The following is a 24,243-nucleotide window of genomic DNA, read 5'->3' on the forward strand; positions in this document are numbered from 1 at the left end:
TCCTACTTCTAAATATAAAAAGAAAAGCACCTCAATGTATACGAACATTTGAGGTGCTTTTCATGGATCTTACTGTTTCATAAGGATTTATTTATACGTCACAAGGAAATATTTCTTTTTCCCTCTTCTTAAGACGGTAAATTGGTTTTCAATTCTATCTTCAGCTGAAAGGACGTAGTCTTTATCGGTTTGTCTCTCTCCGTTGATAGAAACTGCGCCATTTGTGATGTCTTCACGTGCTTGGCGTTTTGATGGTGACAGCTTTGATTCCACAAGAAGATCAACAAGTGTTAATTCTTCTGTGCTGCTTTTCTCCATTGATGGTACATCTTTAAAGCCTACTTTGACTTCTTCGGCTGAAAGAGATTTAATCTCACCTTTGAATAGTGCATTTGAGATGTTGACTGCCTGTTCTAGTGATTCACGGCCATGTACGAGTGTCGTGACTTCCTCTGCTAGACGGCGCTGTGCTTCACGTTTTTCAGGTGCTGTTTGCACTTTTTCTTCGTACGATGCGATCTCTTCTTTCGATAAGAACGTAAAGTATTTTAAGTATTTCACGACGTCACGGTCATCTGTGTTGATCCAGAATTGGTAGAACTCATATGGAGATGTTTTTTCTTTATCTAACCAGATGGCGCCGCCTTCTGTTTTACCAAACTTCGTACCGTCTGCTTTCGTGACAAGCGGCATCGTTAAACCGAATGCTTTTGCCCCTTCTGCTTCAGACTTACGGATCAGCTCAAGTCCAGATGTGATATTTCCCCACTGGTCGCTTCCACCAATTTGCAGCTTACAGTTTTCATTTCTGTAAAGATTTAAGAAGTCTAAAGATTGCAGGATGACGTAGCTGAACTCTGTGTACGAAATGCCTGTTTCAATCCGAGAGCTGACGATATCTTTTGCCAGCATGAAGTTCACACCAAAGTTTTTTCCAATATCACGAAGGAACGTGATCACATTCATTTGGCTGATCCAGTCGTAGTTATTCACGATAACGGCTGGGTTCTCACCTGCTTCAAAATCAAGAAATTGAGAAAGCTGTCCTTTGATTTTATCTGACCACTGTTCAACAATTTCTGCTGGGTTTAGTGAACGTTCTGCTTTTTTGAAGCTAGGGTCGCCGATTAGTCCAGTTGCCCCGCCAACAAGAGCAATCGGGTGATGGCCTGCTTCCTGGAATCTGCGTAATGTTAAAATTGGTAATAGGTGACCAATGTGTAAGCTGTCCGCTGTCGGGTCAAAGCCGGAGTAAAGCTTGATTTTTTCTTCTGCTAATAATTTAGTTAAACCTTCTTCATCTGTTTGTTGCTGAATTAATCCTCTAAACGATAACTCTTCCATCAATTGACTCATATCTCATTCTCCTTTTTTACAATTCAACATAAAAACGCCCCTTCGAATGAACGAAGGGACGATATATATCGCGGTACCACCCTGCTTAAAAGACAATGCATCACGTCTTTTCACTTACACTGATAACGGACAGATCCGTTCTTTCACTAATCAGGACAGCATGCATGCTCCTTTTCATAAAAGCGGTTCGTGAGGGTAATTCGAATATCTCTTTGTACTGACTCGCACCAACCGTCAGCTCTCTTGGACAGGGAAAGATGATTCTACTGAATCTCAGTCAAAACCTTTATATATTCAACTAATGTCATTTTAAACATATTTTTGATATCAAGTCAACTGATGAAAAAATTAATCTTCCATTGTCGATAGGTCGCCAGCTGGTAAATTCAGTTCCCACGCCTTTAGCACACGTCTCATAATTTTTCCGCTTCGCGTTTTAGGCAGTTTGTCTTTAAACTCGATTTCTCTCGGTGCCGCATGTGCAGCGAGTCCTTTTTTCACAAACGTACGAATCTCTTCCTTGAGTTCATCTGTCGGCTCATATCCGCTTCTAAGCGCAATGAATGCTTTAATAATTTCCCCGCGGACCGGATCTGGTTTCCCAATGACGCCAGCCTCTGCAATCGCCGGATGTTCAACCAATTTGCTTTCCACCTCAAAAGGACCAACCCGCTCTCCTGATGTCATGATCACATCATCGACACGTCCCTGGAACCAAAAGTATCCGTCTTCGTCCATATAAGCTGAATCTCCTGAAACATACCAATCTCCCGGCATAAAGTAAGATTCATATTTTTCAGGATTGTTCCAGATCGTATGCATCATAGACGGCCAGCCTTTTTTGATGGCGAGGTTGCCCATCCGATATGGCGGAAGTTCATTTCCGGCATTATCCACAATCGCAGCTTCTACGCCTGGAATCGGTTTCCCCATTGAACCTGGTTTAATGTCCATACATGGATAATTACAAATCAGCTGTGCACCGGTTTCCGTCATCCACCAAGTGTCATGAATTCGTTTGCCAAATACAGCGTCTCCCCAGCGTATAACTTCTGGATTCAGAGGCTCACCTACACTTAACACATGACGAAGCGAGCTGAGATCATATTTTTGAATGAGGTCATCTCCTGCCCCCATTAGCATTCTAAAGGCGGTCGGTGCACTATACCAAACGGTCACACCTAGTGATTCAATCGTTTCATACCACGTATCAGGATTAAATCTGCCGCCCAAAATGACATTCGTCGCCCCATTTAACCACGGTGAAAAAATGCCGTACACTGTGCCTGTTACCCAGCCCGGGTCAGCTGTACACCAGTAGACGTCATCTTCCTTCAGATCAAGCACCCATTTACCGGTCTGATCCTGCTGCACCATTGCACCATGGACATGTAGCACACCTTTTGGCGTACCTGTCGACCCTGACGTGTAATGAAGCAGAAAGCCGTCTTTTTCATCCATCCATTCGATTTCAAGGTCCTTCGCCGCCTGCTCAAAAGCTTCTTCATAATGGATTGTCCGAACACCATCGATATCTTCCTTATCACCGCCAACAATAATAACAGATTCAAGTTTCGGAAGCTCTGCAAATGGAATTCGTTCAAGCAGATCCGGCGTTGTCACAATGACCTTCGCCTCGCTATTTTCTAAACGGTCTTTGACCGCACCTTCCATAAATGCCTCAAATAACGGACCAACGATCGCACCAATTTTAACGGCGCCAAGCAGAAGAAAATAGAGCTCAGGTGATCTAGGCATAAAAATAAATATGCGATCCCCTTTTTGCACATGCGCCTTTTCTCTGAACAGATTGCCCGCTTTATTTGTGTTGATTTTCATGTCTCTGAACGTATACTTTTCATCCCGCTGTGAATCTTTGTAGTGAAGCGCCACCTTGTTCTTGCGAAACGAGTCCGCATGTCTGTCAATCGCTTCATAGGCTGCATTTATGTTTCCTGTTTCATACCATGAGAAGTTTTTTCTTGCTTCTTCCCATGAAAATTCTTTGTATGCCTGCTCATAATCATTTAAATGATAGTCCCCTTTTACTGATGGTAGCGTTTCCACTTTCATCAAACAGTCCCCCTTTGCATACGTTTACAATGACCATTATAGTATAGATGACTTTTTTTCTCAATTTTTAAAAAACTTATTGTGAAACCGTTTTAATTCTTGCAGGTTTTAAGATAAAATAGAGACGACTCACTAGAATTTGAGGCGGTGGATACGTGGAGCATCCTAAAACTTATTATTCAAAAATCATTGAGCGAGAAACAGGTTCCGTCCTTATTGAAGGTCCGGTACCTGCATCAGAGCTTGCGAACTATACGTTTCATGAAGGACTAACGGCATTTCGCACGCCAGAGGAACAGAAACAAGCACTTGTTGAAATAGCAGACCTTCCAGAAGGACGTATTATCATTGCACGAGTGGATGAGCTTGTTGTCGGCTATGTCACGTATTTATATCCTGATCCGCTTGAGCGCTGGTCAGAGGGCAACATGGACAATTTAATCGAGCTTGGCGCGATTGAGGTCGCTCCTCCATTTAGAGGCTGCTCACTTGGCAAGCATTTACTTGATGTGAGCATGATGGATGAGCAAATGGAGAATTATATCGTCATTACAACTGAATATTACTGGCATTGGGATTTAAAGGGGACAAAGAAAAACGTGTGGGAGTACCGCAAGATGATGGAGAAAATGATGAACGCAGGCGGTCTTGTTTGGTTTGCAACAGACGAGCCAGAGATCAGCTCACATCCAGCCAATTGTTTAATGGCCAGAATCGGGAAAAATGTGAGTCCTGATTCGATTGAGCGTTTCGATCGTCTTCGCTTCCATCAGCGCTTTATGTATTAACGTTCAATTCGTTTTTTTGGCAAAGGGGATTGGTAAATAATGATGATTGAACAAATAATGGAGCGTGATGTGATCACGCTGCGAAAAACCGATACGATTGAAGAAGCCATCAAAAAAATGAGTACACATCACATTCGGCATATTCCGATCGTATCTGATCAAGGTTCTGTCATTGGGATGGTGACAGATCGAGATATTAAAAATGCCAGTCCAAGTATATTTGAAACAGAAAAAAGACAGCTCTTTATTCAGCGGCCTGTTGAAGAGATCATGGTATTAGAGACAATTACTGCTCATCCGCTTGATTTCGTTGAAGAGATTTCAAGTGTCTTTTTTGAACATGGAATTGGCTGCCTTCCAGTGGTGAGACGCGGCAAACTTGTAGGCATTATCACAAAGACTGATTTGCTTCGTACGTTTGTCAGACTGACAGGTGCAGATCAGCCTGGGTCGCACTTAGAGGTTGAAGTGGACCAAATGACAGAAGGTCTTGCAGACATCACGGCTATTTTAAAGGAGCAGCATATTCAAATGCTGAGTGTGCTTGTGTATCCGCATGCAAATGAATCTTCTAAAGTACTCGTCTTCCGCCTTCAAACCATGCATGCAGATCATGTGACGAAGCTGATTCGCGCAAAAGGCTATAAGGTGCTGTGGCCTATGGAGCAGACGATCAAATGAAGGAAGCGACCTTTGTTTTTTCACCCTCTTTTCAAACGTACCAGTTTCACCAAGATCATCCCTTCAATCAGCTTCGTGTTTACTTAACATATGACTTACTTCAAAAAATGAAGGCATTAACAGATGATGAGATCGTCGCACCGCGTATGGCGACCCTTGAGGAATTAAAGCTCGTTCATACAGCCGATTATATTCAAGCTGTGCAGCGGGCTAGTGAAGGAAAGCTCTCTACAGCAGAGGGAGAGCGCTACGGTCTTGGCACCGAGGATACACCGATGTTTGCAGGTATGCATGAGGCAGCTTCTCTCCTTGTTGGAGGGACACTCACAGCCGTTGACCAAGTCATGATGGGACACTCGCAGCATGCACTGAATCTTGGCGGTGGACTTCATCACGGGTTTAAAGGGCGTGCATCTGGCTTCTGTATTTATAATGACAGCTCAGTGGCGATTCAATATATTCAAAAAACATACGGCGCAAGAATTTTATATATTGATACGGATGCCCATCACGGAGATGGTGTACAATTCAGCTTTTATGACGACCCTGAGGTTTGTACGGTCTCACTTCATGAAACGGGACGCTATTTGTTCCCTGGAACTGGACAAGTACAGGAAAGAGGTCACGATAAAGGCTATGGCTACGCCTACAACATTCCACTTGATGCATTTACAGAAGATGAATCGTTCCTTGAAGCATACCGAACAGCAGTGACTGAAATTGCTGCTTTTTTTAAACCAGATGTGATTTTGACGCAAAATGGTGCAGATGCACACTACTATGATCCGTTAACTCATTTATCTGCCACCATGAAAATATATGAGGAAATTCCTAGACTTGCCCATGAGTTAGCGCATCAATATTGTGATGGCAAATGGATCGCTGTCGGCGGAGGAGGATACGATATTTGGCGGGTTGTGCCAAGGGCGTGGAGCAGGATTTGGCTTGAAATGAAAGGCATGACACCGCCTGATGAACTGCCTCAGGACTGGGTTCAAGCTTGGCATAAACAATCGCCTGTCACCCTGCCATCCACATGGGGAGATCCTGACGATTTATATCCACCGATCCCAAGAAAAGCAGAAATCACAGAAAAAAATGCTCAAACTGTAGAAAAAGCACTGATGCCCGTTAGACGAGAAAAGAAAAAGGCATAAGAAAAGCAGGCATTCACTCATGTGTAAGCCTGCTTTTTCGTTTTATTTTGTTGATTGTCTTTCTTCAATTCGGTGTGGAAGCTCCACAATTTGGTCATCCACTTGTTCTTTGTTCATCAGCTTTGTCAGCAGTCTCATTGCGACAGCACCAATATCATATGTCGGCTGAACAACTGTTGTCAGTTGAGGACGCACCATGAGAGAAAGTCTCGTGTTATCAAAGCCAATCACTTCTAAATCCTCAGGAATCGATACGCCTCTATCTTGTGCTCCATGAATGACACCTAACGCCATTTCATCTGTAGCCGCAATAACAGCTGTCGGCTTGTCAGACTGCTCAAGTAGATGAGCAAGTGATTCAATTCCAGAATCATACGAGTAATCGCCTTCAGCGACGAGCGCATCATCAAATGCGATGCCCGCTTCTTCAAGCGCACGCTTATAACCTGCTAGCTTTCTCATAGAGTTAATCGGTTCTGACATTGGGCCAGATACGAAGGCAATTCGCTTATGTCCTTTTTCAACTAAAAGCTGAACGGAATCATAAATCGCTTGCTCGTAGTTGATGTTGACAGATGGTGTTTGAGCCTGCTCTTCAACAGAGGCTGCAAGAACAATTGGCACAGGAGAGCGCTTAAATTCTTCAACAAGCACATCTGTGATGTTTCCGCCCATAAAGACAATCCCATCTACTTGTTTACCTAGCATTGTATTTAATAGATGAAGCTCTTTATCGGTATTTTGATCTGAGTTGCTCAAAATGATGTTGTACTTATACATAGTGGCGATATCTTCAATTCCGCGAGCAAGCTCTGAATAGAAGATACTAGAAATATCAGGGATGATGACCCCAACCGTTGTTGTTTTTTTACTTGCAAGGCCTCGTGCCACAGCATTCGGGCGGTAGCCAAGACGATCAATCGCTTCAAGTACCTTTTTTCTTGTTGTTGGTTTTACATTCGGATTCCCATTCACTACGCGTGATACCGTTGCCATACTTACATTTGCTTCTCTTGCTACATCATATATTGTAACATTATTCACATAAATCACTCCTTCAAATACACTTCATATCTATAGCATTCACCAATTGGATAGAGACATGTCAGATACGAGGAAAATAATATCCTATTTGTCATTAAAACGATGAAAAGAGACACATAATTTTTCAATCTACATCAAAATGACATTCTTTTATGAAATTATACACGTTTTTTCATCATATGAAAACGTTCCCTTTCTTTTTATAACTAAATTAAACAAACTTTAATGAGCTTGTTACCTGTAAATCGAATCATATTTCATAAAAAACCGTCGAGAACGTCAGCTATGACAATGATCTTAGCAGATTCTATTGAATTTTAAAAATGAAAACATTGTGAACAAGCCCGTTTGAGGCTTGTAATGTGCTCTTTTCCTTTCATTCCCAAATCTTTATCCTATTTACTCCATAGAAAAACCGCCGGGCAGTCATCCGGCGGCATTTTGATCTATGATTATGCGTGAATGTTAACAAGTGGTCTTAACGCATCTAACCATTTTTCGAATTGAGGAATGTCCATTTGCTGTGCTGAGTCAGATAAAGCAACAGATGGATCTGGATGCACTTCTGCCATAACACCGTCTGCTCCAATCGCAAGAGCTGCTTTCGCTGTTGGAAGGAGAAGATCTCTACGTCCAGTTGAGTGTGTCACATCAACGAAGACTGGTAAATGTGTCTCTTGTTTCAAAATTGGCACAGCAGAAATATCTAGCGTATTTCTTGTTGCTGTTTCGTATGTGCGGATACCACGCTCGCAAAGGATGATTTGATCATTTCCTTGGGCGATGATGTATTCAGCTGCATTGATGAATTCTGAAATCGTCGCTGCAAGACCACGTTTTAAAAGAACAGGTTTGTTCACAGATCCAGCTTCTTTTAAAAGTTCGAAGTTTTGCATGTTTCGTGCACCGATTTGGATGACATCGATATGCTCAATCGCTTCTTGAATGTGAGCAGGATTGACGATTTCACTAATGACAGCAAGACCGTATTCATCTGCTACACGCTTGAGAATTTTTAGACCGTCTACACCAAGTCCTTGGAAGTCGTATGGACTTGTGCGAGGTTTAAATGCTCCTCCGCGAAGTAATTTTAGTCCTTGCTGTTTCGCTGCTGCCGCCACTTCTGCGACTTGCTCGTAGCTTTCAACAGCACATGGTCCAACGATGAAGCGCTGTTTCCCATCTCCGATCGCTTCTCCATTGATATTGACAATAGTATTTTCAGGTTTTTTCTTACGAGAAACAAGAAGTGCTTTGCTGTGATCATCTTCTTGAAGCTCTAGACCTGCTTTGAAAATCTCTTTGAAAATATGCTGAATCGTTGAGTTTTCGAATGGCCCATCATTTTCTTCAAGAATTTGGTTTAGCATTGTGCGCTCTCTGACAGGATCATAACGGTTGACACCTTGCGCTTCTTTCGCTTTACCAATTTCTTTTACAATGTTTCCTCTTTCATTGATCAGTTTTAAAATTTGAAGATTTAGTTCATCTGCTTGCTGTCTCAATTGTTCTAGTTCATTGTTGCTCATTTTTGTCATCCTTTCCTCTGCCCGCTCTCGCTTTTTATTATTTCATTCTCTCATGATAGGGTTTATTATAAACAAAGATTTCGGAATTGTCACGAAAATTTTCTTTATTACCCAAACGCTTTTAAGCGATAAAGTATTATGTGTAAGATTATAGCATAGTTTTGATTGAAGTAAACCTTTTTTTATAAAAAAACGTCAGCAATTGCTGACGTCAGGCTGTCGAGAAAATCTCGGCAGCTTTATTTTTTCCCTTAAATTTTCCACCACTCCATTTTATAATAGAGAAAAGCATTCTAAAGGAAGGTGTTTTTCTCATGTTCCACACTAGAAATTCTTCTCAGCACGAAGCCGAATTTGTATTGCTAGATCAACTGGTCGAAGAGGATCACCTGCTTCGTAAAATTGATCAGTACATTGATTTTTCATTTATCGTAGATAAAGTAAAACCCTATTATAGTGAGAATAAAGGTCGTCCTTCTCTTGATCCGCTTATTTTGTTCAAAATGATGTTTATCGGATACCTTTACGGTATCCGTTCTGAAAGACAACTCGAAAAAGAAATTTACTATAACATGGCGTATAGATGGTTTTTAGGTTTGAACATCAATGATCCCGTTCCCCATCACTCCACTATTAGTTGGAATCGTCGTACTCGATTTAAAAATACAACGATTTTTCAAGACATTTTCGATGAGATTGTGCTTCAAGCTATCAATCATGATATGGTAGGAGGTCGCGTTCTTTTTACTGATTCAACTCATCTTAAAGCCAATGCTAATAAACATAAATATACGAGAAAAACGATTGAACAAGATACCCAGAACTATATCAATGATTTAGAAGAAGCAGTCCAAGAAGATCGGGTGGCACATGGAAAAAAGCTCTTAAAGGTAAAAGAGGAGGTGAAAACAGAAAAAGACATTCGTCAAAGTATGACTGATCCTGAAAGTGGCTATCTATATCGCGAAAACAAGCCTGAAGGCTTTTTCTACCTAGACCACCGGACAACAGATATGAAGTATAATATCATCACCGATGCTCATGTCACGCCTGGAAATGTCCATGATTCTGTTCCATATCTTGATCGGTTAGATCACCAAATCGCACGATTTGGTTTTCAAGTAGAAGCTGTTGCGCTTGATTCAGGTTATTTGACAACACCAATTTGTAAAGGTTTATCTGATCGACATATTTTTGGTGTCATTGCCCATAGACGTTTTCATCCAACAAGAGGATTATTTGAGAAGTGGAAATTTCAGTATGATTCTGAAAATGATCATTACATATGCCCAAAAGGTGAGAAGCTTTTATATACGACAACAGATCGAAAAGGTTATCGATTCTACAAATCAGATCCTAAAAAATGTGCATCGTGTCCTTTCCTTGAAAGATGCACAAGATCGAAAAATCATCAAAGAGTCATCTCAAGACACATATGGGAAGAACATAAAGAAAAGATCAGACAGAATCGTCTAACTGTCTCTGGAAAAGAGCTATATAAAAAAAGAAAAGAAAAAATAGAGCGAAGCTTTGCAGATTCAAAACAACTGCATGGGCTTCGCTACTGCCGGTTAAGGGGGAAACAAAATGTGAGTGAGCAAGTTCTCCTCACAGCTGCGTGCCAGAACATGAAAAAGATTGCCACACACCTAGCGAAGCTAGGCTAGGTGTGTGGGAGGCCTTTTTCATTAAATCTCATCCATCATAATTACGATGAAAATAAAAAAGCCTGTAGAAAAACATGAGTTTCTCTACAAGCTGACGTCAGCAATTGCTGACGTTTCTTTTACACATTATGTTCAAGCGCTTCTTTTGTAATGCTTGAGTGGGATGCATGCCATTTTACTTTTCCACCGCTAAAGACAAGTGCCTGAGGACTTTCGTGCTTTACCCCCGACTTTTCTGTCACATAGGATGAAAGCTCTCTTGTGTTTTGAATCTGCAAGAAATAAGTTGGCACGTCTTCATGTGCAGACGCAAATGCTTCAAACTCTTGAAAAGCCGCTTGACTGATCGGACATGTCAAACTGTGCTTAAAAAAGACAAAGGTCCCATCTTGATTCGTTAGTTGATCAAACTGTTCTTCTGTTTCAATGAGTTGTTTTGACATGATGTTCTCCTTCTTCACTCTGTGCAGTCATAGTTAGCCTTTAGTCGATTGTTCTACTTTTTCTTTAACATCTTTAATGCCATCTTCAATTTCAGATTTCGCTTCTTGTGCTCGTACTTTTGCTTCATCTGCTACATCTGATGCTTCACTTGCTAGGTCAGCTGCCGCATTCTCTGCTTCATTTTTCACATGATTAGCTTTTCCAGCTGCACGTTCTTTTATGTCTTTCACTTTGTCTAAAATTTGGTTTGATTGTTCTGCCACTAGTTGAGACAATTCAGACGTTTTATCTTTCGCAATCGTCACATACTCAGTGCCTCTTTCTTTTGCATCTGTTGTGAGTCGATCTGTTTTTTCTTTTAAAACATTCGCTTGGGTGTTCAAATCATCGCGAAGCTCTTTCCCTGACTTCGGTGCTAAAAATAAAGCTGTTGTTGCACCCACAATTCCACCAATAAGTGTTCCGATCAAAAAGTCTTTGCTATTGATTCCGTCTTTGCTCATGATTATTCCTCCTATGCGAAAATGGTTTATTTTTGGTGTTTTCGTTGTTTCCATTTTTTATAAATTTCAAGTGCTGCGTTACTCCAGCTTACGACATCCGTGACTTTTTCTTGATTTCGTTCAACGGATGAAGAAACCGCACCAGCTGCCTGCTTTATGCTTGTATTAAATTGGTTGATCGAGCCGCCAATTCCCTGCACCGCATCCACAACTGTGTTAAGTTTTGTTGATTTGTCTTGGATATCTTCAGCAAGCTGATTCGTCTTATGTAGCAACTGTGCTGTCTCTGTGGTGATCCCTTGCATCTGACCTTCAAGACCTTCTAAAGTTGATGCGACATTCTTTAATGTCAGCTGTAAGGATTTTAAGGTTTTGGACAAGTAGATGACAAGAATGAGGAAAGCTATTGCGATCAGTGCAACGCTTAGATATAGAATAATAATCATCTGATACCTCCTTTGCTGCGGGCATATTCAATTCATTACCCTCTCGTTGTATCATTCAAACATCGCCTAGAATGACCGTTTGAATAATAATTCTACACTTATTCGCTGATTCCTGTCCACAGCGAACGAAAAAATGCGGCAGATGGTGACATAATTAGCTCCTTTGTCACATTTTATTCAAAATAAAAAAGTGCCGATCAAAAAGGCACTTTTTGTTTAAGTATTTATACAGCGACTTTTTCATAAGCACGCAAATATTTTTGAATGTCTCCTGCTCCCATAAAGATCAGAATTCCATCTTTGTGCGCTTTCAGCACAGATGTATCTTCTTCTGCAATCAATTGGGCCTGCGGGATTTTCTCACGTAAATCTTCGATGCTCAGTTTCCCAATGTTTTCACGGGCTGAACCGAAAATATCGCATAGGTATACATAGTCCGCTTTTTTCAGACTGTCAGCAAATTCACTTAAGAATTGCTGTGTACGTGTGAAGGTATGCGGCTGGAAAACAGCGACAATCTCACGGTCTGGATACTTTTGGCGTGCTGCTTCAATTGTGACTTCAATCTCCGTTGGGTGATGGGCATAGTCGTCAATTAAAACCTGCTCACCGACTACTTTTTCATTGAAGCGGCGTTTCACACCACCAAATGTCGTTAGCGCCCCTTTGATGAGCTCTACATCAATGGATTCATAGTGACATAATGCAATGACAGCTAATGAATTAAGGACATTATGATTTCCATAGGCAGGAATATAGAAGGTATCATAAAACGTATTTCGTACAAATACATCAAATGTAGTGCCTTCCGTGTTCTTCACAACATTACGTGCTTGGAAATCATTTTCTTCATTGAAACCGTAGTACACAACAGGTACCTTCGCTTGAATCTTAGGCAGATGCTCATCATCACCGCAAGCGATAATGGCTTTTTTCACTTGAAGTGCCATGTTTTGAAACGCATCAAACACGTCGTCAATGTCTGAGAAATAATCAGGATGATCAAAATCAATATTGGTCATGATCGCATAGTCTGGATGATAGCTGAGGAAGTGTCTACGGTATTCGCATGCTTCAAATACAAAATACTCGCTGTTTTCTTTCCCCATACCAGATCCATCGCCGATTAAGTATGAAGTTGGTTTCGCTGATTGCATCACATGGGCAAGCAGTCCTGTTGTTGACGTTTTACCATGAGCACCAGTAATCGCAACGTTTGTGAATGAATCCATGTATTCTCCAAGGAATTTATGGTAACGAATGACAGGAATCCCTTCAGAAAGGGCACGTTCAATCTCAGGGTGTGTATCAGGAAATGCATTACCTGCAATGACGGTCATCCCTGGCTGAATATTATCTGGGTCAAATGGAAGAATTTTAATATTTCGTTCTTCTAATGCTTTTTGTGTAAAGATATGTTTTTCGATATCCGATCCTTGGACAGTATACCCAGTATCATGAAGAATTTGGGCCAGTGGACTCATACCTGTCCCTTTTATTCCAACAAAATGATAAACAGTCATAATTGTACCTCCAACAAACGTCTATCTGACTTACAGTATATGACGCTCATTTCAATTTGCAACTTGTGATTTTCGCCTCTAGCGGTTCACAGATCGCAGCTCCAAATAAAGATTTTTTTCCGATCTTCCTATTCTAATCAATATTAACTATGATTAGTATCCGACAACCTTCCTATTTCTAACACCTGATTTCGCTCATTTTACATAAAAAAGCGTTCTGACAGGCATGCGAAAAGCGTCCAATTCCAAAATTGCACCTATGTGCTATCATACCATGTTTATGAAAAAAATGAAGTGGTTTGTTTAGATCAACTGTTCTAAGTCACTCAGTGTCATGAGGACTTCCCTTGGCTTACTGCCTTTTGCACCAGAGATCATGCCCTCGCGTTCCATCATGTCGATCAATCTCGCAGCACGATTGTAGCCAATTCTAAATCTTCTCTGCAAACTCGATGTACTAGCGCTATTTTGCTCAATGGCAAAACGGCACGCATCCATAAACAATTCATCTTCATCTGTAATCGCAGAGCCTTGGAGCATTAATTCCTCCTGTTCGAAAAGGAACACCGGCTTCCGCTGTTTTCTAACATGTGCCACTACTTCATCGATCTCACGGTCTGATACAAAGTTTCCTTGCAGTCTCGTTGGCTTGCCGGAGCCATTTTCTAAGAAGAGCATGTCTCCTTTTCCGAGAAGCTTTTCTGCACCTGCCATGTCGATGATCGTTCTAGAATCGACCTGACTTGAGACAGAGAAAGCAATTCTTGTTGGAATATTGGCTTTAATTAGACCTGTGATGACATCAACAGAAGGTCTTTGTGTCGCAATCAATAAGTGAATGCCGCACGCTCTTGCTTTCTGCGCAATTCGGCAAATGCTTTCTTCGACTTCATTTGGTGCGACCATCATTAAATCAGCGAGCTCATCGATCACTACAACAAGATAAGGCAATTTTTCACCCATTTGTTTTTCTTTAACAAGCTCATTGAATCGTTTAATTTCTCTCACACCAGAGTGCGCAAACAACTCGTAGCGTCTTTCCATTTCATCTACTACCCATTTCAGAGCAGCTGTCGCTGTCTTGGCATCGGTGATAACAGGACTCACGAGATGCGGAATATGATTATACGGCGCTAATTCAACCATTTTAGGGTCGATTAACAGCATTTTCACTTCATCTGGTGATGCTTTAAACATTAAGCTCACTAAAATGGTATTGATGCAAACACTTTTTCCTGAACCTGTTGCTCCAGCAATTAAGCCATGCGGCATTTTTTGCAGATCAACGACAACAGGCTGTCCTGAGATATCTAATCCGAGTGCTGCTGTTAAAGGAGATGGATTGTCTCTAAACGCACTGCTTCTGATCATCTCTCTTAAGAAAACCATTTTACTGTGAAGGTTCGGCACTTCAATCCCGATCGTGTTCTTTCCTGGAATCGGTGCTTCAATTCGTATATCCTTTGCGGACAAACTGAGTTTAATATCATCTGACAGGTTCGTAATTTTATTCACTTTGACACCTGGTTCTGGATGTACTTCAAACCTTGTCACAGAAGGACCTTGCGTGACATGGACGACACTTGCTCTGACATTGAAATTTTTCAGCGTGGCATTGAGCAGCTCTGCCCGCTCTTTCACCCATGTCCCGTCCTCTTCTTTTTGAGCTGGAGGTACATCTAAAAGGGCGAGGCTTGGAAACACATATCCCTTTGCATCTGCTGCTTTCTTTTGTCCTTGCACGCGCTGATCACTTTTTAACATCATGACGTTAAAAGGAACCGTTGAGGTTTGTCCGCTTGCACGTTGTGGCTGAGGAGATGCCTGTTTCGGTTTTTCTTCCATCACTTCATGCACTTGTTCTTGCTTTTCTTGCTGCTCTATGACCGGTTCTACTCGTTCAGTAGCTGTCTGTTCGTCTGCTTCTTGTTCTATTGGCATCACTTGATCTTCTACTATTTCCGCTTCTTCTAACACTTGATCCTCTTGCAGATCATGCTCAGCAACTGGTTCAGTTTCTTCCAATGCATGCGGTGGTGACACTTCTTCTTGATGGTCTAAGGTGGAATCAGCTTCTATTTCCTCGACCGGTTCTGCTGAGATGTCGTCTAGTACCTCTACTTCTTCTGCCGGCATGTCTACTTCCATTTCAATAGCGGACTGCGTGTTTTCTGCTGTTTCGAATGTCAATGGTTCTATTTCCTGAGTCTTGTCGACAAACTGTTCTACCGGCTCGTCTTGTATTTCTTCGTTTTCACCCGAAACATCCTGTACAGGCTCAGTTTCTACCGGCGGTTCGTGATATACTTCGGCTTGCTGATTATGTAAGTCAGCTTCAATATGGTCTTGAGGCTCAGAAAAGGCTGGCTCTTTTTCCTCTGTTTGATTAAGAGGCTCTTCATTTAAACGCTCCATCGTCGATTGAACGTGATCGTGATAAGCGAGTTCCTCTTGCAAAGTAAGCGGGGTCACGTCTGTTTTGACGTCCACTCTTTCTTCTGCTGGGACTGGAACTGTTTCTTCCATACGATTTTCTTTCCGTATTGATGGAATGTTCATTTGCTGTCTGACATTTCGTTCACGCTCTGCCTCTTCAGATAACAGGGTGACACGTTGCGCTGTTTCCGCTGCTTTCATTTGAACAGAAGATAATTCTTCTTTTGCTTCTGTTCGTTTTGGACGCATATCCTGATGATAGCCATAAATTGGTGATGGAATCTGCTCTGGTTTGAATGGCTTTTTATTGGTGTCAGGCTGCACCGTTTGTTTTGACTCATAGGTCTTTTGCTTAGCCATTGACTGGCCTTGCTTCGGGCGTCTTCTTTCCTGCTTTACTCCGTCACGCTGAGGTTCATCTGGAACAAGCGGAAAGCGGAAGTTGCCTGTCGGATATTCATAATAGACTTTTGTATCTTCAATTTTTTTATATTCTTTATGCTGTTCAAAGACTGGTTGCTTTGGTGCAACTGGACCTTCTTCAGGTCTCACAGCTTTTTCTTCTTTCTGTTCTTCACCTAAAAATACACTAAAAAATTTATCTAACCAACTCATCATTTATCACTCACTTTAACTCCCCTTACGTTTTCTTGGGCGATTTTTAGTATACCATTGCTTTTTCATGCAGAAAAGCGAGAAAAGTGCCGCTCCTTGCTATTTGTAATGTTTGTAGATGAAAAAAAGTCACTAAGTACGTACTTAGTGACTTTTGGTATAACACATTCTTCGCTCTGATGTGCCCGTTTATGGGAGGTTAAGCTTGAAAGGGTTCGCCAGCTTGATGGCTTCCCTCTAGAACAAGAATCCCTTTTTCAGAAGGCGCGTCTGGAAGATCTAGTTCTTTTGCTGAACAAATCATTCCGCTTGATGGAACACCTCTTAGCTCAGCATCTTTGATGATTAAACCGCTTGGCATCACTGCGCCAACCTTCGCAACCACGACGTATTGTCCTTGATCAACGTTTGGTGCACCGCACACGATTTGTAATGTTTCATCGCCAACATCCACTTGGCAAATGTTTAGTTTATCTGCATTCGGATGCTTTTCTTTTTCCTTTACATAACCGACAACAAATTTTGGTGATAGATCGACAGTCAACGTTTCACTAACACCGTTGCGGTTTAAAATTTCGTTGATATCTTGAACAATTGTTTCAGAAAGCGGTACAGATCCGTTTTCTTCAATTTTCATGTAAGTGGACGCATTGAAGATATTAAAGCCTGTTGTTTCTTTTGTTTCTTGATTGAAGATTCTTACGACATCTCCAAACGTCTCATGACCTACTTCTTCTCTCGTCACATCTTTCAATGAAATAAGGAGTGTGTCGCCTACACCTTCTGCATTATAAAAAACGTTCATTCTTCAAAATTCCCTTCTACTGCTGTTTTGGTCTGCTTTTAGCAAGAATAAAGATCGGTTCAAGCTTATTCTCATCATATAAAAATGACAATGCGGTAATCGGAACCGTGCCGCTGGCGAAGAAGCTCATCGACATCTGTCCTAAAATATCATAGCCTGATTCATTGCGAACATCGGCAATAATGAATACATCTTGATGGGGAACAGAGATGGCCATCTGCCCTTCTATTTTTTGCGCATATTCTTGTAAGATCGATTCATTTAAAAGTCTGCTCGCATCATATCCGTCATTCGCACGGAAGAAATAAAACCGGTTGCCTGCCACTTCATCCATTTTCACTACAGTTTCAAGTGAGCGGACATTGAAGCTAGCAGTTTCCCTGATTCGTTCTTTTGTCCAGTTTTCCTTTTGAAGCATCTTTTCATCAATTAATCTGTAGGTGCTTCCAAGGTCAAGTGCATAGTAGATTCTCGTTTCAGCTGTATGCTCATCAAAAACGAGCGGGATACCATCACTTGATGCCTCGGGAAAGGAAGTAGATCGAATGACCGGATAAATTTGCTTTTCTTTTCCAGAGATGTGCTGCGCTTCGCCTTTCATGGCACTTAGCGCCTCTTTCACATAATAGACGATCTCGTCCAATGTTTCATCAGGCTTTACTTCCCACTTTGCAATGATCGGCGGGAGCTCTAGTGTGATCCCTTTACCTGTTTGTTTATCTTCAATACGAAGTGTATCTTTTTCTCGGTCAAACTGGTGTGACCAGTTGTCATTTGTCAGCCGGCTTTTGAGTTCATTCGCAAGCTGTCTTGATGTCATTTTTGCCATGGTTGAGACTCTCCTTTCATTATTTAGAAAGAGAATCTGTTAAAAATGCTTCAATCTCTTCCTTCGTTTTACGATCCTTGCTGACAAAGCGGTTAATCTCTTGTCCATTTTTAAATACTAAAAAGCTTGGAATGCCGTAAATTTCCCACTCTGCGCAAGTATCAATAAATTGATCTCTATCCACATAAAAGTACTCAAATTCTGGGTAGTTTGCTTCAAGCTCTGGCAAGAATGGTTCGATAAAAGTGCAGTCTGGGCACCAGTCCGCTGAAAATAGCAGTACGGTTAAGTCTTCTTGAATCACTTTTTGTAATTCTTCGTTTGATTCAATTTTTTTCATGTTTCATTCCTCCAGTTTGTATGGTTAAATCTCCGAATTGTATATAGCCTTTCTTTCTCATCCATTCTGATACTACCAAACTAATCACTGCCGGGCCAACGATATGCAAAAGAGTAATCGCTAGAAAAACGGATGGATGAAACCCCATAACGGTTAGTGTCATGAGCTGTCCAACAAGACCACTCGTTCCCATTCCTGCCCCTGCCGCATTATTGACCATCCCAAAGCCAATAATACCAATTGGTGCGAGAATGAGGCCCGCTACCGTCGGCGGAATAAGGATAAGGGGATTTTTCACAATGTTCGGTAGCTGCAATTTTGACGTGCCAATACCGACAGCGGCAAGTCCGCCAAAACGATTTTCTCTAAAACCTGCAGCGGCAAAGCCGACCATTTGAGCGCAGCAGCCGATCGTTGCAGCACCAGCAGCAAGACCACTTAAGTCAAGCATAAGCGCAAGCGCAGCACTTGAAATTGGTGAGCTGAGGGCAAGTCCAACAATGGTCGCTACTAGCATGCCCATGATCAGCGGACTTTGGTCAGTCCCCCACATGATGAGCCTGCCAAGCCCTGTCATCATAGCTTCAATCCCAGGGCCGATCAAAGTAGCGGTGAAAAAACCAGTGATGATGGTGACAAGTGGTGTCAAAATGATATCAATTTTTGTCTCACCACTGACCAGCTTACCGATTTCCACACCAATTAATGCTGCGACAAAACTACCAGCAGGTCCACCAAGCTCTGCCCCTGCAGCACCTGAGACAACACTTGCAAAAATGACCAAAGGTGATGCCTGTAACCGGTACGCAACGGCTACCCCAATCGCTGGTCCCATAAGCCCCATTGCGAGTGTACCCATTTTGATAATGAGCGGAAGTGATAACAGACCGCCTGCTGTTTTTAAAATCAGACCTACTACTAATGTAGCAAATAGACCTAAAGCCATATAAGAGAGTGCTTCAATGAAGTACACTTTTGGCGAAAGGGAGATTCCCTTTCTTTTCAAATAAGTCATCAACGTCTTCTTCCTGCTTTCTCATAGGAAAGACGAAGAGGCCTGTCCTTCCCATTATATGTAGTATTCTTACGATGAAAAATAGTCTCTACCATGAATATCATAATCATATTTTTTTTGCTTTATCAAGTACTTCTTGTGTAACATGAAAAGAAACAGGGCAAACCTTTACTAAGTTTGTACAAAAGGAGGAGATCGTTATGCAATTAACTGTCTATTTAGCAGGAGAAATTCATAGCCAGTGGCGTGATGAAATCAAGGAGAAAAGCCAATCGTTGAAACTGCCAGTGACATTTGTAGGTCCAATGGAGAATCATGACCGCTCCGATCACATTGGTGAGGACATTTTAGGTGAACAGCCGAATGCCATTTTCAAAGATGATGCTGCTTCTGATTTGAACAATTTTCGTACTGAGATCCTATTAAACAAGTCAGACATCGTCATTGCCCGCTTTGGTGAGAAATATAAACAGTGGAACACGGCAATGGATGCATCTGCTGCCATCGCGAAAGGGAAACCTCTCATTTTGATCCGTCCAAAAGAACTGCACCATCCACTAAAGGAGCTATCAAATAAAGCGAATATCACTGTGGAAACCGTGAACCAAGCGATCAAGGCGTTATCTTACGTGTTTGAACAGCAATAACAAAAGGCTGCTCTCTTAAAAGAGGCAGCCTTAGATTGTTGACAAAGAATGCGAGGGTTTGTCTACATGCTGATTACAATTACACCTGTTGATAAATAGAATCCACTGTACTTTTATCACAGTTTTTCACAAGACGGACAATTAATTCTTTTGCCGCTGCGTAGTCATCCACATGCAATACTGAATGACTTGTGTGAATGTAGCGAGCGCACACTCCAATGACAGCAGAAGGCACGCCTTGGTTTGAAATATGAACACGTCCAGCATCCGTACCACCTGGTGATACGAAATATTGGTATGGAATACTGTTTGACTCAGCCGTATCGAGCACAAAGTCTCTCATCCCGCGGTGCGTAATCATGGTTCGATCAAAAATTCGCAGAAGTGCACCTTTTCCAAGCTGGCCAAATTGGGTTTTGTCACCTGTCACATCGTTTGCAGGACTTGCATCTAAAGCAAAGAACAGATCCGGCTGAATCGTATTCGCAGCTACTTCTGCCCCTCTAAGCCCTACTTCTTCCTGAACCGTTGCACCTGAATACAGATGACATGAAAGTGGTTCGTCTTTTATTTCTTTTAATAATTCAATCGCAAGTCCGCAGCCATAGCGGTTATCCCAAGCCTTCGCTAAAATCTTCTTAGGATTCGCCATCGGGGTAAACACTGTTGCAGGCACGATTTGCTGTCCGGGACGAATGCCAAGTTCTTTTGCCTCTTCTTCACTGTCTGCACCAATATCAATGAGCATGTCTGATGGTTTCACAGATTTGCTTTTTTGTTCTGGTGTTAGAAGATGAGGAGGTGTACTAGAGACGACACCTGGAATTGGCCCGTGATCGGTATGAACGTCGACACGCTGTGCCAGCATGACTTGACTCCACCAGGCGCCTAGTGTTTGGAAGCGTATCATTCCGTTCTTCGTAATGGATGAAACCATGAAGCCCACTTCGTCCATATGACCAGCCACCATGATTTTAGGTGCATTTTCTGGTCCCTTGCGTACCCCAAACACACCGCCAAGACGATCCTGAATGAGTTCGTCAGAATATTTTTCAAGTTCCTTTTTCATAAAAGCACGCACATGGTGCTCATTACCTGGGGTGCCTTGTAATTCTGTTAAATTTCGGAAAAGCGACAATGTTTCTTCATTCATTCTACGATTTACCTCGTTTCTATGTAATGACCATATATATTCCTATAAAAATAACACTCACTTTATACTATAAGAATTCTTTCGGTTTTCCAAGTATCTCTCCAAAAATTTTGAATATGCTTTCAAGTATTCGGATTCCTTAACATCAATGGACAAGTTTTGTATAATGGAAAAAACAGCAATACGGAGGTGCAGCACGTTGAAGTTAAAACATGTTCTGATTGGTGCGAGTATTGGCGTAGCCGCTGCAATTGTTGCAAAGAAAGTATTTTTCCCTACGTATATCTCGTCTGAAAAAGCATTAAAAATTGTGAAATCCGCTTTTAAACAGCGCGGCCCGATTGATGGCTCTTGGATTTATACTGTACCAGAACCGTATACCGTAAATGGTGAAACGATTGATGTGTACAAATCTGGTATTACTCGCTCAGCATTTGGCGAGCTTGAACAGTACGAAGTCATGATTGATGCCAAAACAGGCATGATTGTGGATGTCATTGATTCTGTGGCTTGATAAAGAAAGCTTCGCAAAGGTGTATCCTTGCGAAGCTTCTTTTTTATATGGCTTTGATTTTTTTGTACACAGGATGCCACATAGCGTCCTGTACAGCCTGAATGAGATCCTCAGGTGTTTCCTCTGCAATTCCTTCATCAATCGCTGCTTGCGCTACACGGACAGCCACTGTCGCTGAAACGGTTCGAAGCTGATCCACACTTGGCAGCATTGCTGCACCCGGTTTTCCGACATTGACCATGCTGGCAATCGCTTCAGCACTCGCAACAAACATGCTGTCTGACATGAGGCGTGCTTTAGACACAATCGTTCCAAGGCCAAGCCCTGGGAACACAAGAGCATTATTCGCTTGCCCAATTTCATATGTGACGCCGCCATATTCGACAGGATCAAATGGGCTTCCTGTTGTCACAAGGGCGCGTCCTTCTGTCCACTCAATGAGATCTTTAGGCTTTGCTTCTGAAAGAGGTGTCGGATTAGACATTGGTAAAATGGCTGGGCGCTCTACGTGTGACGCCATTTCTTTCACAATTTCCTCTGTAAATGCTCCTCCTACTGTCGAAGTGCCAATTAAGATGGTTGGTTTTGCCTGTTTGACGACCTCTAATAAATCAATGGAATGCTTAGGGCCATTGCGGGCATAATCCTTTACTTCGTCAGAACGTCTTGCATATGGCTTTTGAAATGGCTGAATGTCAGGTGAATCATCTGTAAGCAATCCTGTTTTATCAATACACCAGAAACGACCATATGATTCCTCTTCTTTGACTCCATCCCTGACGATCGCATCACGGATCTGCTCCGCTATGCCAATTCCTGCCGTACCCGCTCCAAAAATGACGATTCGGTGATCTTTCAGCGGAACCTTCGAAGCTTTTGCACATGCCAGAACCGCAGCAAGTGACACAGCTCCAGTCCCTTGAATGTCATCATTAAATGTACAAATTTGTTCCTTATATTTTTCCAATATGGCTCGTGCATTTTTTGTCCCAAAGTCTTCCCAGTGAAGAAGTGCATTTGGAAAGGTTGCGCGGGCAAGCTCAACATATTGATCGATGAACTGATCATACCGCTCACCGCGAACGCGGGAATGCTGATTTCCAACATAAAGCGGATCATTCAAGAGACTTTCCTGATTCGTCCCGGCATCTAGTACAACAGCCAGCACGCGGCTAGGATCAATGCCTGCTGCGGCTGTATAAACTGCAAGTTTCCCGACTGAAATGGCAATACCGCCAACTCCCCAGTCTCCAATACCTAAAATACCTTCTGCATCTGTCGCAACGATTAAGTCAATGGATTCATCCACACCGTATGAGGCAAATATCTCTTCCATGCCTTCCAAATCATCAATTGATAAATAAAGGCCTCTTGGCTTTCGATACTCATGGCTATAACGCTGAATGGCTGTTCCAACCGTCGGTGTGTAGACAATCGGCAGCATCTCTGCTAAGTGCTCATTTAGTAATTTGTAAAAAAGCACTTCGTTTCTGTCATGAAGTGATGTTAAATACACATTTTTTCCGAGTTCATCCGGCTGTGCCTTGAACTGCTCATAGGCACGCTTCGCCTGATCTTCTAATGTTAAAACCTTAGGCGGTAAAAACCCCTTTAAACCAAGCTCTTCCCGCTCTTCCTTCGTAAATGCAACCCCTTTGTTTAAATAAGGGACGGACATGACTTCCATCCCTCTTAACGGTGTTTCAATGACATCTCCATGTACACGATAAGATTGGTTCACCTGCACTCTTCCTTTCACAAGTTCATTTTGTCGTTATTTTGTGTGAAAGGCGAAAAAACATGCAGATGATCTTTTATCTTCCTGTTTCTCTTTTGATTTCATGTGTGATTTGCCCGTCTTCATCCCACTTAACAGCGCGGTAAATTGCATCATGATAAAACAAGTACCACGCATTTTTTTCTTCTGCAAATGCCTGCCATTTTTGCTTAGCTGGAATTGAAGTCATTGGGTAATCATCATAAGCAAGGACCCATAATGGGTTTTTATGAGCGTGCGTTGGCATGATGTCAGCTAAATGAATCGCTGTTTCGCCCTGACTTGTGAGCGTTAAGATGCTATGACCATTGCTATGACCACCTGTATGATGCAGCTGAATGCCTTCTATTACTTCGATGCTTTCTTCAAACGGCACCACTTGATCTGCTATCGGCTCCCAGTTTTCTTTCCAATATGTATTTCTTGAGCGGATGTTAGGCGCCCTCATTTCATCCCATTCGATTTTGGATGTGATGATTTTTGCTTGCGGAAAAACAGACACGAGCTTTTCTCCTTCGAGTTTTGTTAATCCGCTTGCATGATCGAAGTGAAGATGCGTCATTAAGACGTAATCAATATCTGCTGGTTGCAGGCCAAGTGCCGCAAGTGACTCTTCCAATTTCGTCTCTTCTGTTACGCCGTAATTGCGTTTTTGTTTATCCGTCAGCTTACCTGATCCGATGCCGGAATCCACTAAAAAATGAAGACCATTCCATCGTATGAGGATCGGGTCACACCGCAGTTCAATTTGATTGCGATCGTTCACCGGGTATTTTTTTGACCATAGCGGCTTTGGCACTACACCAAACATCGCACCGCCGTCCATATGTGTATCTCCCCCGTTTAACCAAAACAGTTCCATGTCACCTATTTTCATTGTCTCCATTGCTGTCATCCCTCC

The 24,243-nt window shown here is 42.1% G+C and carries 22 protein-coding genes and 1 other annotated feature; of the genes, 6 read left to right on the forward strand and 16 right to left on the reverse strand.

The features are described 5' to 3' along the window. Positions 1 to 87: 87 nt before the first annotated feature. Positions 88 to 1,356 carry a tyrosine--tRNA ligase gene (gene tyrS, locus NKR21_RS14750; RefSeq protein WP_088003573.1) on the reverse strand — a complete coding sequence of 423 codons (1,269 nt, stop codon included), beginning with the start codon at positions 1,354 to 1,356 and terminating at the stop codon, positions 88 to 90. 51 nt (positions 1,357 to 1,407) lie between these two features. Then, positions 1,408 to 1,646 (reverse strand) — a binding site (T-box leader). Positions 1,647 to 1,704: 58 nt separating this feature from the next. Beyond that, entirely contained in the window at positions 1,705 to 3,429 is a 1,725-nt protein-coding gene (gene acsA, locus NKR21_RS14755) for an acetate--CoA ligase (protein WP_119125240.1), read from the reverse strand. Positions 3,430 to 3,584: 155 nt separating this feature from the next. On the opposite strand from acsA, the gene NKR21_RS14760 reads away from it, so the two are divergent. The 3 genes from NKR21_RS14760 to NKR21_RS14770 are packed head-to-tail and all read left to right on the forward strand — an operon-like array spanning position 3,585 to position 6,055. Continuing rightward, complete coding sequence (locus NKR21_RS14760) at positions 3,585 to 4,217, forward strand: GNAT family N-acetyltransferase (RefSeq protein ID WP_144455520.1); 633 nt, start codon at positions 3,585 to 3,587, stop codon at positions 4,215 to 4,217. Positions 4,218 to 4,256: 39 nt separating this feature from the next. Continuing rightward, positions 4,257 to 4,898 carry a CBS and ACT domain-containing protein gene (locus NKR21_RS14765; protein ID WP_012010912.1) on the forward strand — a complete coding sequence of 214 codons (642 nt, stop codon included), beginning with the start codon at positions 4,257 to 4,259 and terminating at the stop codon, positions 4,896 to 4,898. Beyond that, on the forward strand, positions 4,895 to 6,055 hold the full coding sequence (locus NKR21_RS14770; protein ID WP_119125242.1) for an acetoin utilization protein AcuC: 1,161 nt from the start codon (positions 4,895 to 4,897) through the stop codon (positions 6,053 to 6,055). The genes NKR21_RS14765 and NKR21_RS14770 overlap by 4 nt, the downstream gene beginning before the upstream one ends. Before the next feature lie 42 nt (positions 6,056 to 6,097). On the opposite strand, the gene ccpA is transcribed toward NKR21_RS14770, so the two are convergent. Next, positions 6,098 to 7,099 carry a catabolite control protein A gene (gene ccpA / locus NKR21_RS14775; RefSeq protein WP_034665514.1) on the reverse strand — a complete coding sequence of 334 codons (1,002 nt, stop codon included), beginning with the start codon at positions 7,097 to 7,099 and terminating at the stop codon, positions 6,098 to 6,100. Positions 7,100 to 7,551: 452 nt separating this feature from the next. Then, entirely contained in the window at positions 7,552 to 8,628 is a 1,077-nt protein-coding gene (locus tag NKR21_RS14780; RefSeq protein WP_012010915.1) for a bifunctional 3-deoxy-7-phosphoheptulonate synthase/chorismate mutase, read from the reverse strand. A 314-nt stretch (positions 8,629 to 8,942) separates the two neighbouring features. On the opposite strand from NKR21_RS14780, the gene NKR21_RS14785 reads away from it, so the two are divergent. Next, a complete protein-coding gene (locus NKR21_RS14785) occupies positions 8,943 to 10,295 on the forward strand; it encodes an IS1182 family transposase (protein ID WP_253602410.1) in 1,353 nt (450 codons plus the stop codon). A 119-nt stretch (positions 10,296 to 10,414) separates the two neighbouring features. Here NKR21_RS14785 and ytxJ read toward each other — a convergent pair whose 3' ends face one another. The 9 genes from ytxJ to NKR21_RS14830 all read right to left on the reverse strand — a co-directional run bounded on the left by ytxJ (position 10,415) and on the right by NKR21_RS14830 (position 19,251). After that, positions 10,415 to 10,738 carry a bacillithiol system redox-active protein YtxJ gene (gene ytxJ, locus NKR21_RS14790; RefSeq protein WP_003217729.1) on the reverse strand — a complete coding sequence of 108 codons (324 nt, stop codon included), beginning with the start codon at positions 10,736 to 10,738 and terminating at the stop codon, positions 10,415 to 10,417. A 33-nt stretch (positions 10,739 to 10,771) separates the two neighbouring features. Further along, positions 10,772 to 11,242, reverse strand: a complete 471-nt coding sequence (locus NKR21_RS14795) for a YtxH domain-containing protein (protein ID WP_012010918.1) — start codon at positions 11,240 to 11,242, stop codon at positions 10,772 to 10,774. A 26-nt stretch (positions 11,243 to 11,268) separates the two neighbouring features. Further along, on the reverse strand, positions 11,269 to 11,688 hold the full coding sequence (locus NKR21_RS14800) for a DUF948 domain-containing protein (RefSeq protein WP_119125243.1): 420 nt from the start codon (positions 11,686 to 11,688) through the stop codon (positions 11,269 to 11,271). Positions 11,689 to 11,912: 224 nt separating this feature from the next. Further along, positions 11,913 to 13,211, reverse strand: coding sequence for a UDP-N-acetylmuramate--L-alanine ligase (gene murC, locus NKR21_RS14805; RefSeq protein ID WP_119125244.1), 1,299 nt, complete (start codon positions 13,209 to 13,211; stop codon positions 11,913 to 11,915). 303 nt (positions 13,212 to 13,514) lie between these two features. Then, positions 13,515 to 16,265: a DNA translocase FtsK gene (locus tag NKR21_RS14810; RefSeq protein ID WP_144457654.1), complete on the reverse strand. Its 2,751-nt coding sequence runs from the start codon at positions 16,263 to 16,265 to the stop codon at positions 13,515 to 13,517. Between the two features lie 196 nt (positions 16,266 to 16,461). Next, positions 16,462 to 17,067 (reverse strand): YtpR family tRNA-binding protein, encoded by a 606-nt coding sequence (ytpR, locus tag NKR21_RS14815; protein ID WP_144457652.1) that lies wholly within the window; start codon positions 17,065 to 17,067, stop codon positions 16,462 to 16,464. Between the two features lie 16 nt (positions 17,068 to 17,083). Beyond that, positions 17,084 to 17,896 (reverse strand): DUF1444 domain-containing protein, encoded by an 813-nt coding sequence (locus NKR21_RS14820; protein ID WP_144457650.1) that lies wholly within the window; start codon positions 17,894 to 17,896, stop codon positions 17,084 to 17,086. A gap of 19 nt (positions 17,897 to 17,915) precedes the next feature. Continuing rightward, positions 17,916 to 18,236, reverse strand: coding sequence for a thioredoxin family protein (locus NKR21_RS14825; protein ID WP_003217665.1), 321 nt, complete (start codon positions 18,234 to 18,236; stop codon positions 17,916 to 17,918). Beyond that, the gene (locus tag NKR21_RS14830) at positions 18,223 to 19,251 is read right to left on the reverse strand and encodes a PTS sugar transporter subunit IIC (protein WP_012010924.1); all 1,029 of its coding nucleotides are present in this window, start codon (positions 19,249 to 19,251) and stop codon (positions 18,223 to 18,225) included. The genes NKR21_RS14825 and NKR21_RS14830 overlap by 14 nt, the downstream gene beginning before the upstream one ends. A 200-nt stretch (positions 19,252 to 19,451) precedes the next feature. Between NKR21_RS14830 and NKR21_RS14835 the strand changes: the two genes are divergently transcribed. Then, positions 19,452 to 19,898 carry a YtoQ family protein gene (locus tag NKR21_RS14835; RefSeq protein ID WP_012010925.1) on the forward strand — a complete coding sequence of 149 codons (447 nt, stop codon included), beginning with the start codon at positions 19,452 to 19,454 and terminating at the stop codon, positions 19,896 to 19,898. A gap of 79 nt (positions 19,899 to 19,977) precedes the next feature. Here the strand turns inward: NKR21_RS14835 and NKR21_RS14840 are convergent, their stop codons facing one another. Next, a complete protein-coding gene (locus NKR21_RS14840; RefSeq protein WP_144457648.1) occupies positions 19,978 to 21,051 on the reverse strand; it encodes a M42 family metallopeptidase in 1,074 nt (357 codons plus the stop codon). Positions 21,052 to 21,250: 199 nt separating this feature from the next. Between NKR21_RS14840 and NKR21_RS14845 the strand changes: the two genes are divergently transcribed. Then, the gene (locus NKR21_RS14845) at positions 21,251 to 21,565 is read left to right on the forward strand and encodes a PepSY domain-containing protein (RefSeq protein WP_003217759.1); all 315 of its coding nucleotides are present in this window, start codon (positions 21,251 to 21,253) and stop codon (positions 21,563 to 21,565) included. 43 nt (positions 21,566 to 21,608) lie between these two features. Here the strand turns inward: NKR21_RS14845 and NKR21_RS14850 are convergent, their stop codons facing one another. Further along, entirely contained in the window at positions 21,609 to 23,306 is a 1,698-nt protein-coding gene (locus tag NKR21_RS14850) for an NAD-dependent malic enzyme (protein WP_012010927.1), read from the reverse strand. 73 nt (positions 23,307 to 23,379) lie between these two features. Continuing rightward, positions 23,380 to 24,228, reverse strand: a complete 849-nt coding sequence (locus NKR21_RS14855; RefSeq protein WP_012010928.1) for a YtnP family quorum-quenching lactonase — start codon at positions 24,226 to 24,228, stop codon at positions 23,380 to 23,382. Between the last annotated feature and the right edge of the window lie 15 nt (positions 24,229 to 24,243).

Source organism: Bacillus sp. 1735sda2 (genome assembly GCF_024159245.1).
Classification (GTDB): Bacteria; Bacillota; Bacilli; order Bacillales; family Bacillaceae; genus Bacillus; species Bacillus pumilus_O.

Bases quoted from the DNA above. Each gene is read 5' to 3' on its own strand.
- tyrS (WP_088003573.1), bottom strand. From the start codon at position 1,356: ATGAGTCAATTGATGGAAGAGTTATCGTTTAGAGGATTAATTCAGCAA.
- acsA (WP_119125240.1), bottom strand. From the start codon at position 3,429: ATGAAAGTGGAAACGCTACCATCAGTAAAAGGGGACTATCATTTAAAT.
- NKR21_RS14765 (WP_012010912.1), top strand. From the start codon at position 4,257: ATGATGATTGAACAAATAATGGAGCGTGATGTGATCACGCTGCGAAAA.
- NKR21_RS14770 (WP_119125242.1), top strand. From the start codon at position 4,895: ATGAAGGAAGCGACCTTTGTTTTTTCACCCTCTTTTCAAACGTACCAG.
- NKR21_RS14780 (WP_012010915.1), bottom strand. From the start codon at position 8,628: ATGAGCAACAATGAACTAGAACAATTGAGACAGCAAGCAGATGAACTA.
- NKR21_RS14785 (WP_253602410.1), top strand. From the start codon at position 8,943: ATGTTCCACACTAGAAATTCTTCTCAGCACGAAGCCGAATTTGTATTG.
- ytxJ (WP_003217729.1), bottom strand. From the start codon at position 10,738: ATGTCAAAACAACTCATTGAAACAGAAGAACAGTTTGATCAACTAACG.
- NKR21_RS14795 (WP_012010918.1), bottom strand. From the start codon at position 11,242: ATGAGCAAAGACGGAATCAATAGCAAAGACTTTTTGATCGGAACACTT.
- NKR21_RS14800 (WP_119125243.1), bottom strand. From the start codon at position 11,688: ATGATTATTATTCTATATCTAAGCGTTGCACTGATCGCAATAGCTTTC.
- murC (WP_119125244.1), bottom strand. From the start codon at position 13,211: ATGACTGTTTATCATTTTGTTGGAATAAAAGGGACAGGTATGAGTCCA.
- NKR21_RS14810 (WP_144457654.1), bottom strand. From the start codon at position 16,265: ATGATGAGTTGGTTAGATAAATTTTTTAGTGTATTTTTAGGTGAAGAA.
- ytpR (WP_144457652.1), bottom strand. From the start codon at position 17,067: ATGAACGTTTTTTATAATGCAGAAGGTGTAGGCGACACACTCCTTATT.
- NKR21_RS14820 (WP_144457650.1), bottom strand. From the start codon at position 17,896: ATGGCAAAAATGACATCAAGACAGCTTGCGAATGAACTCAAAAGCCGG.
- NKR21_RS14825 (WP_003217665.1), bottom strand. From the start codon at position 18,236: ATGAAAAAAATTGAATCAAACGAAGAATTACAAAAAGTGATTCAAGAA.
- NKR21_RS14830 (WP_012010924.1), bottom strand. From the start codon at position 19,251: ATGACTTATTTGAAAAGAAAGGGAATCTCCCTTTCGCCAAAAGTGTAC.
- NKR21_RS14835 (WP_012010925.1), top strand. From the start codon at position 19,452: ATGCAATTAACTGTCTATTTAGCAGGAGAAATTCATAGCCAGTGGCGT.
- NKR21_RS14840 (WP_144457648.1), bottom strand. From the start codon at position 21,051: ATGAATGAAGAAACATTGTCGCTTTTCCGAAATTTAACAGAATTACAA.
- NKR21_RS14855 (WP_012010928.1), bottom strand. From the start codon at position 24,228: ATGGAGACAATGAAAATAGGTGACATGGAACTGTTTTGGTTAAACGGG.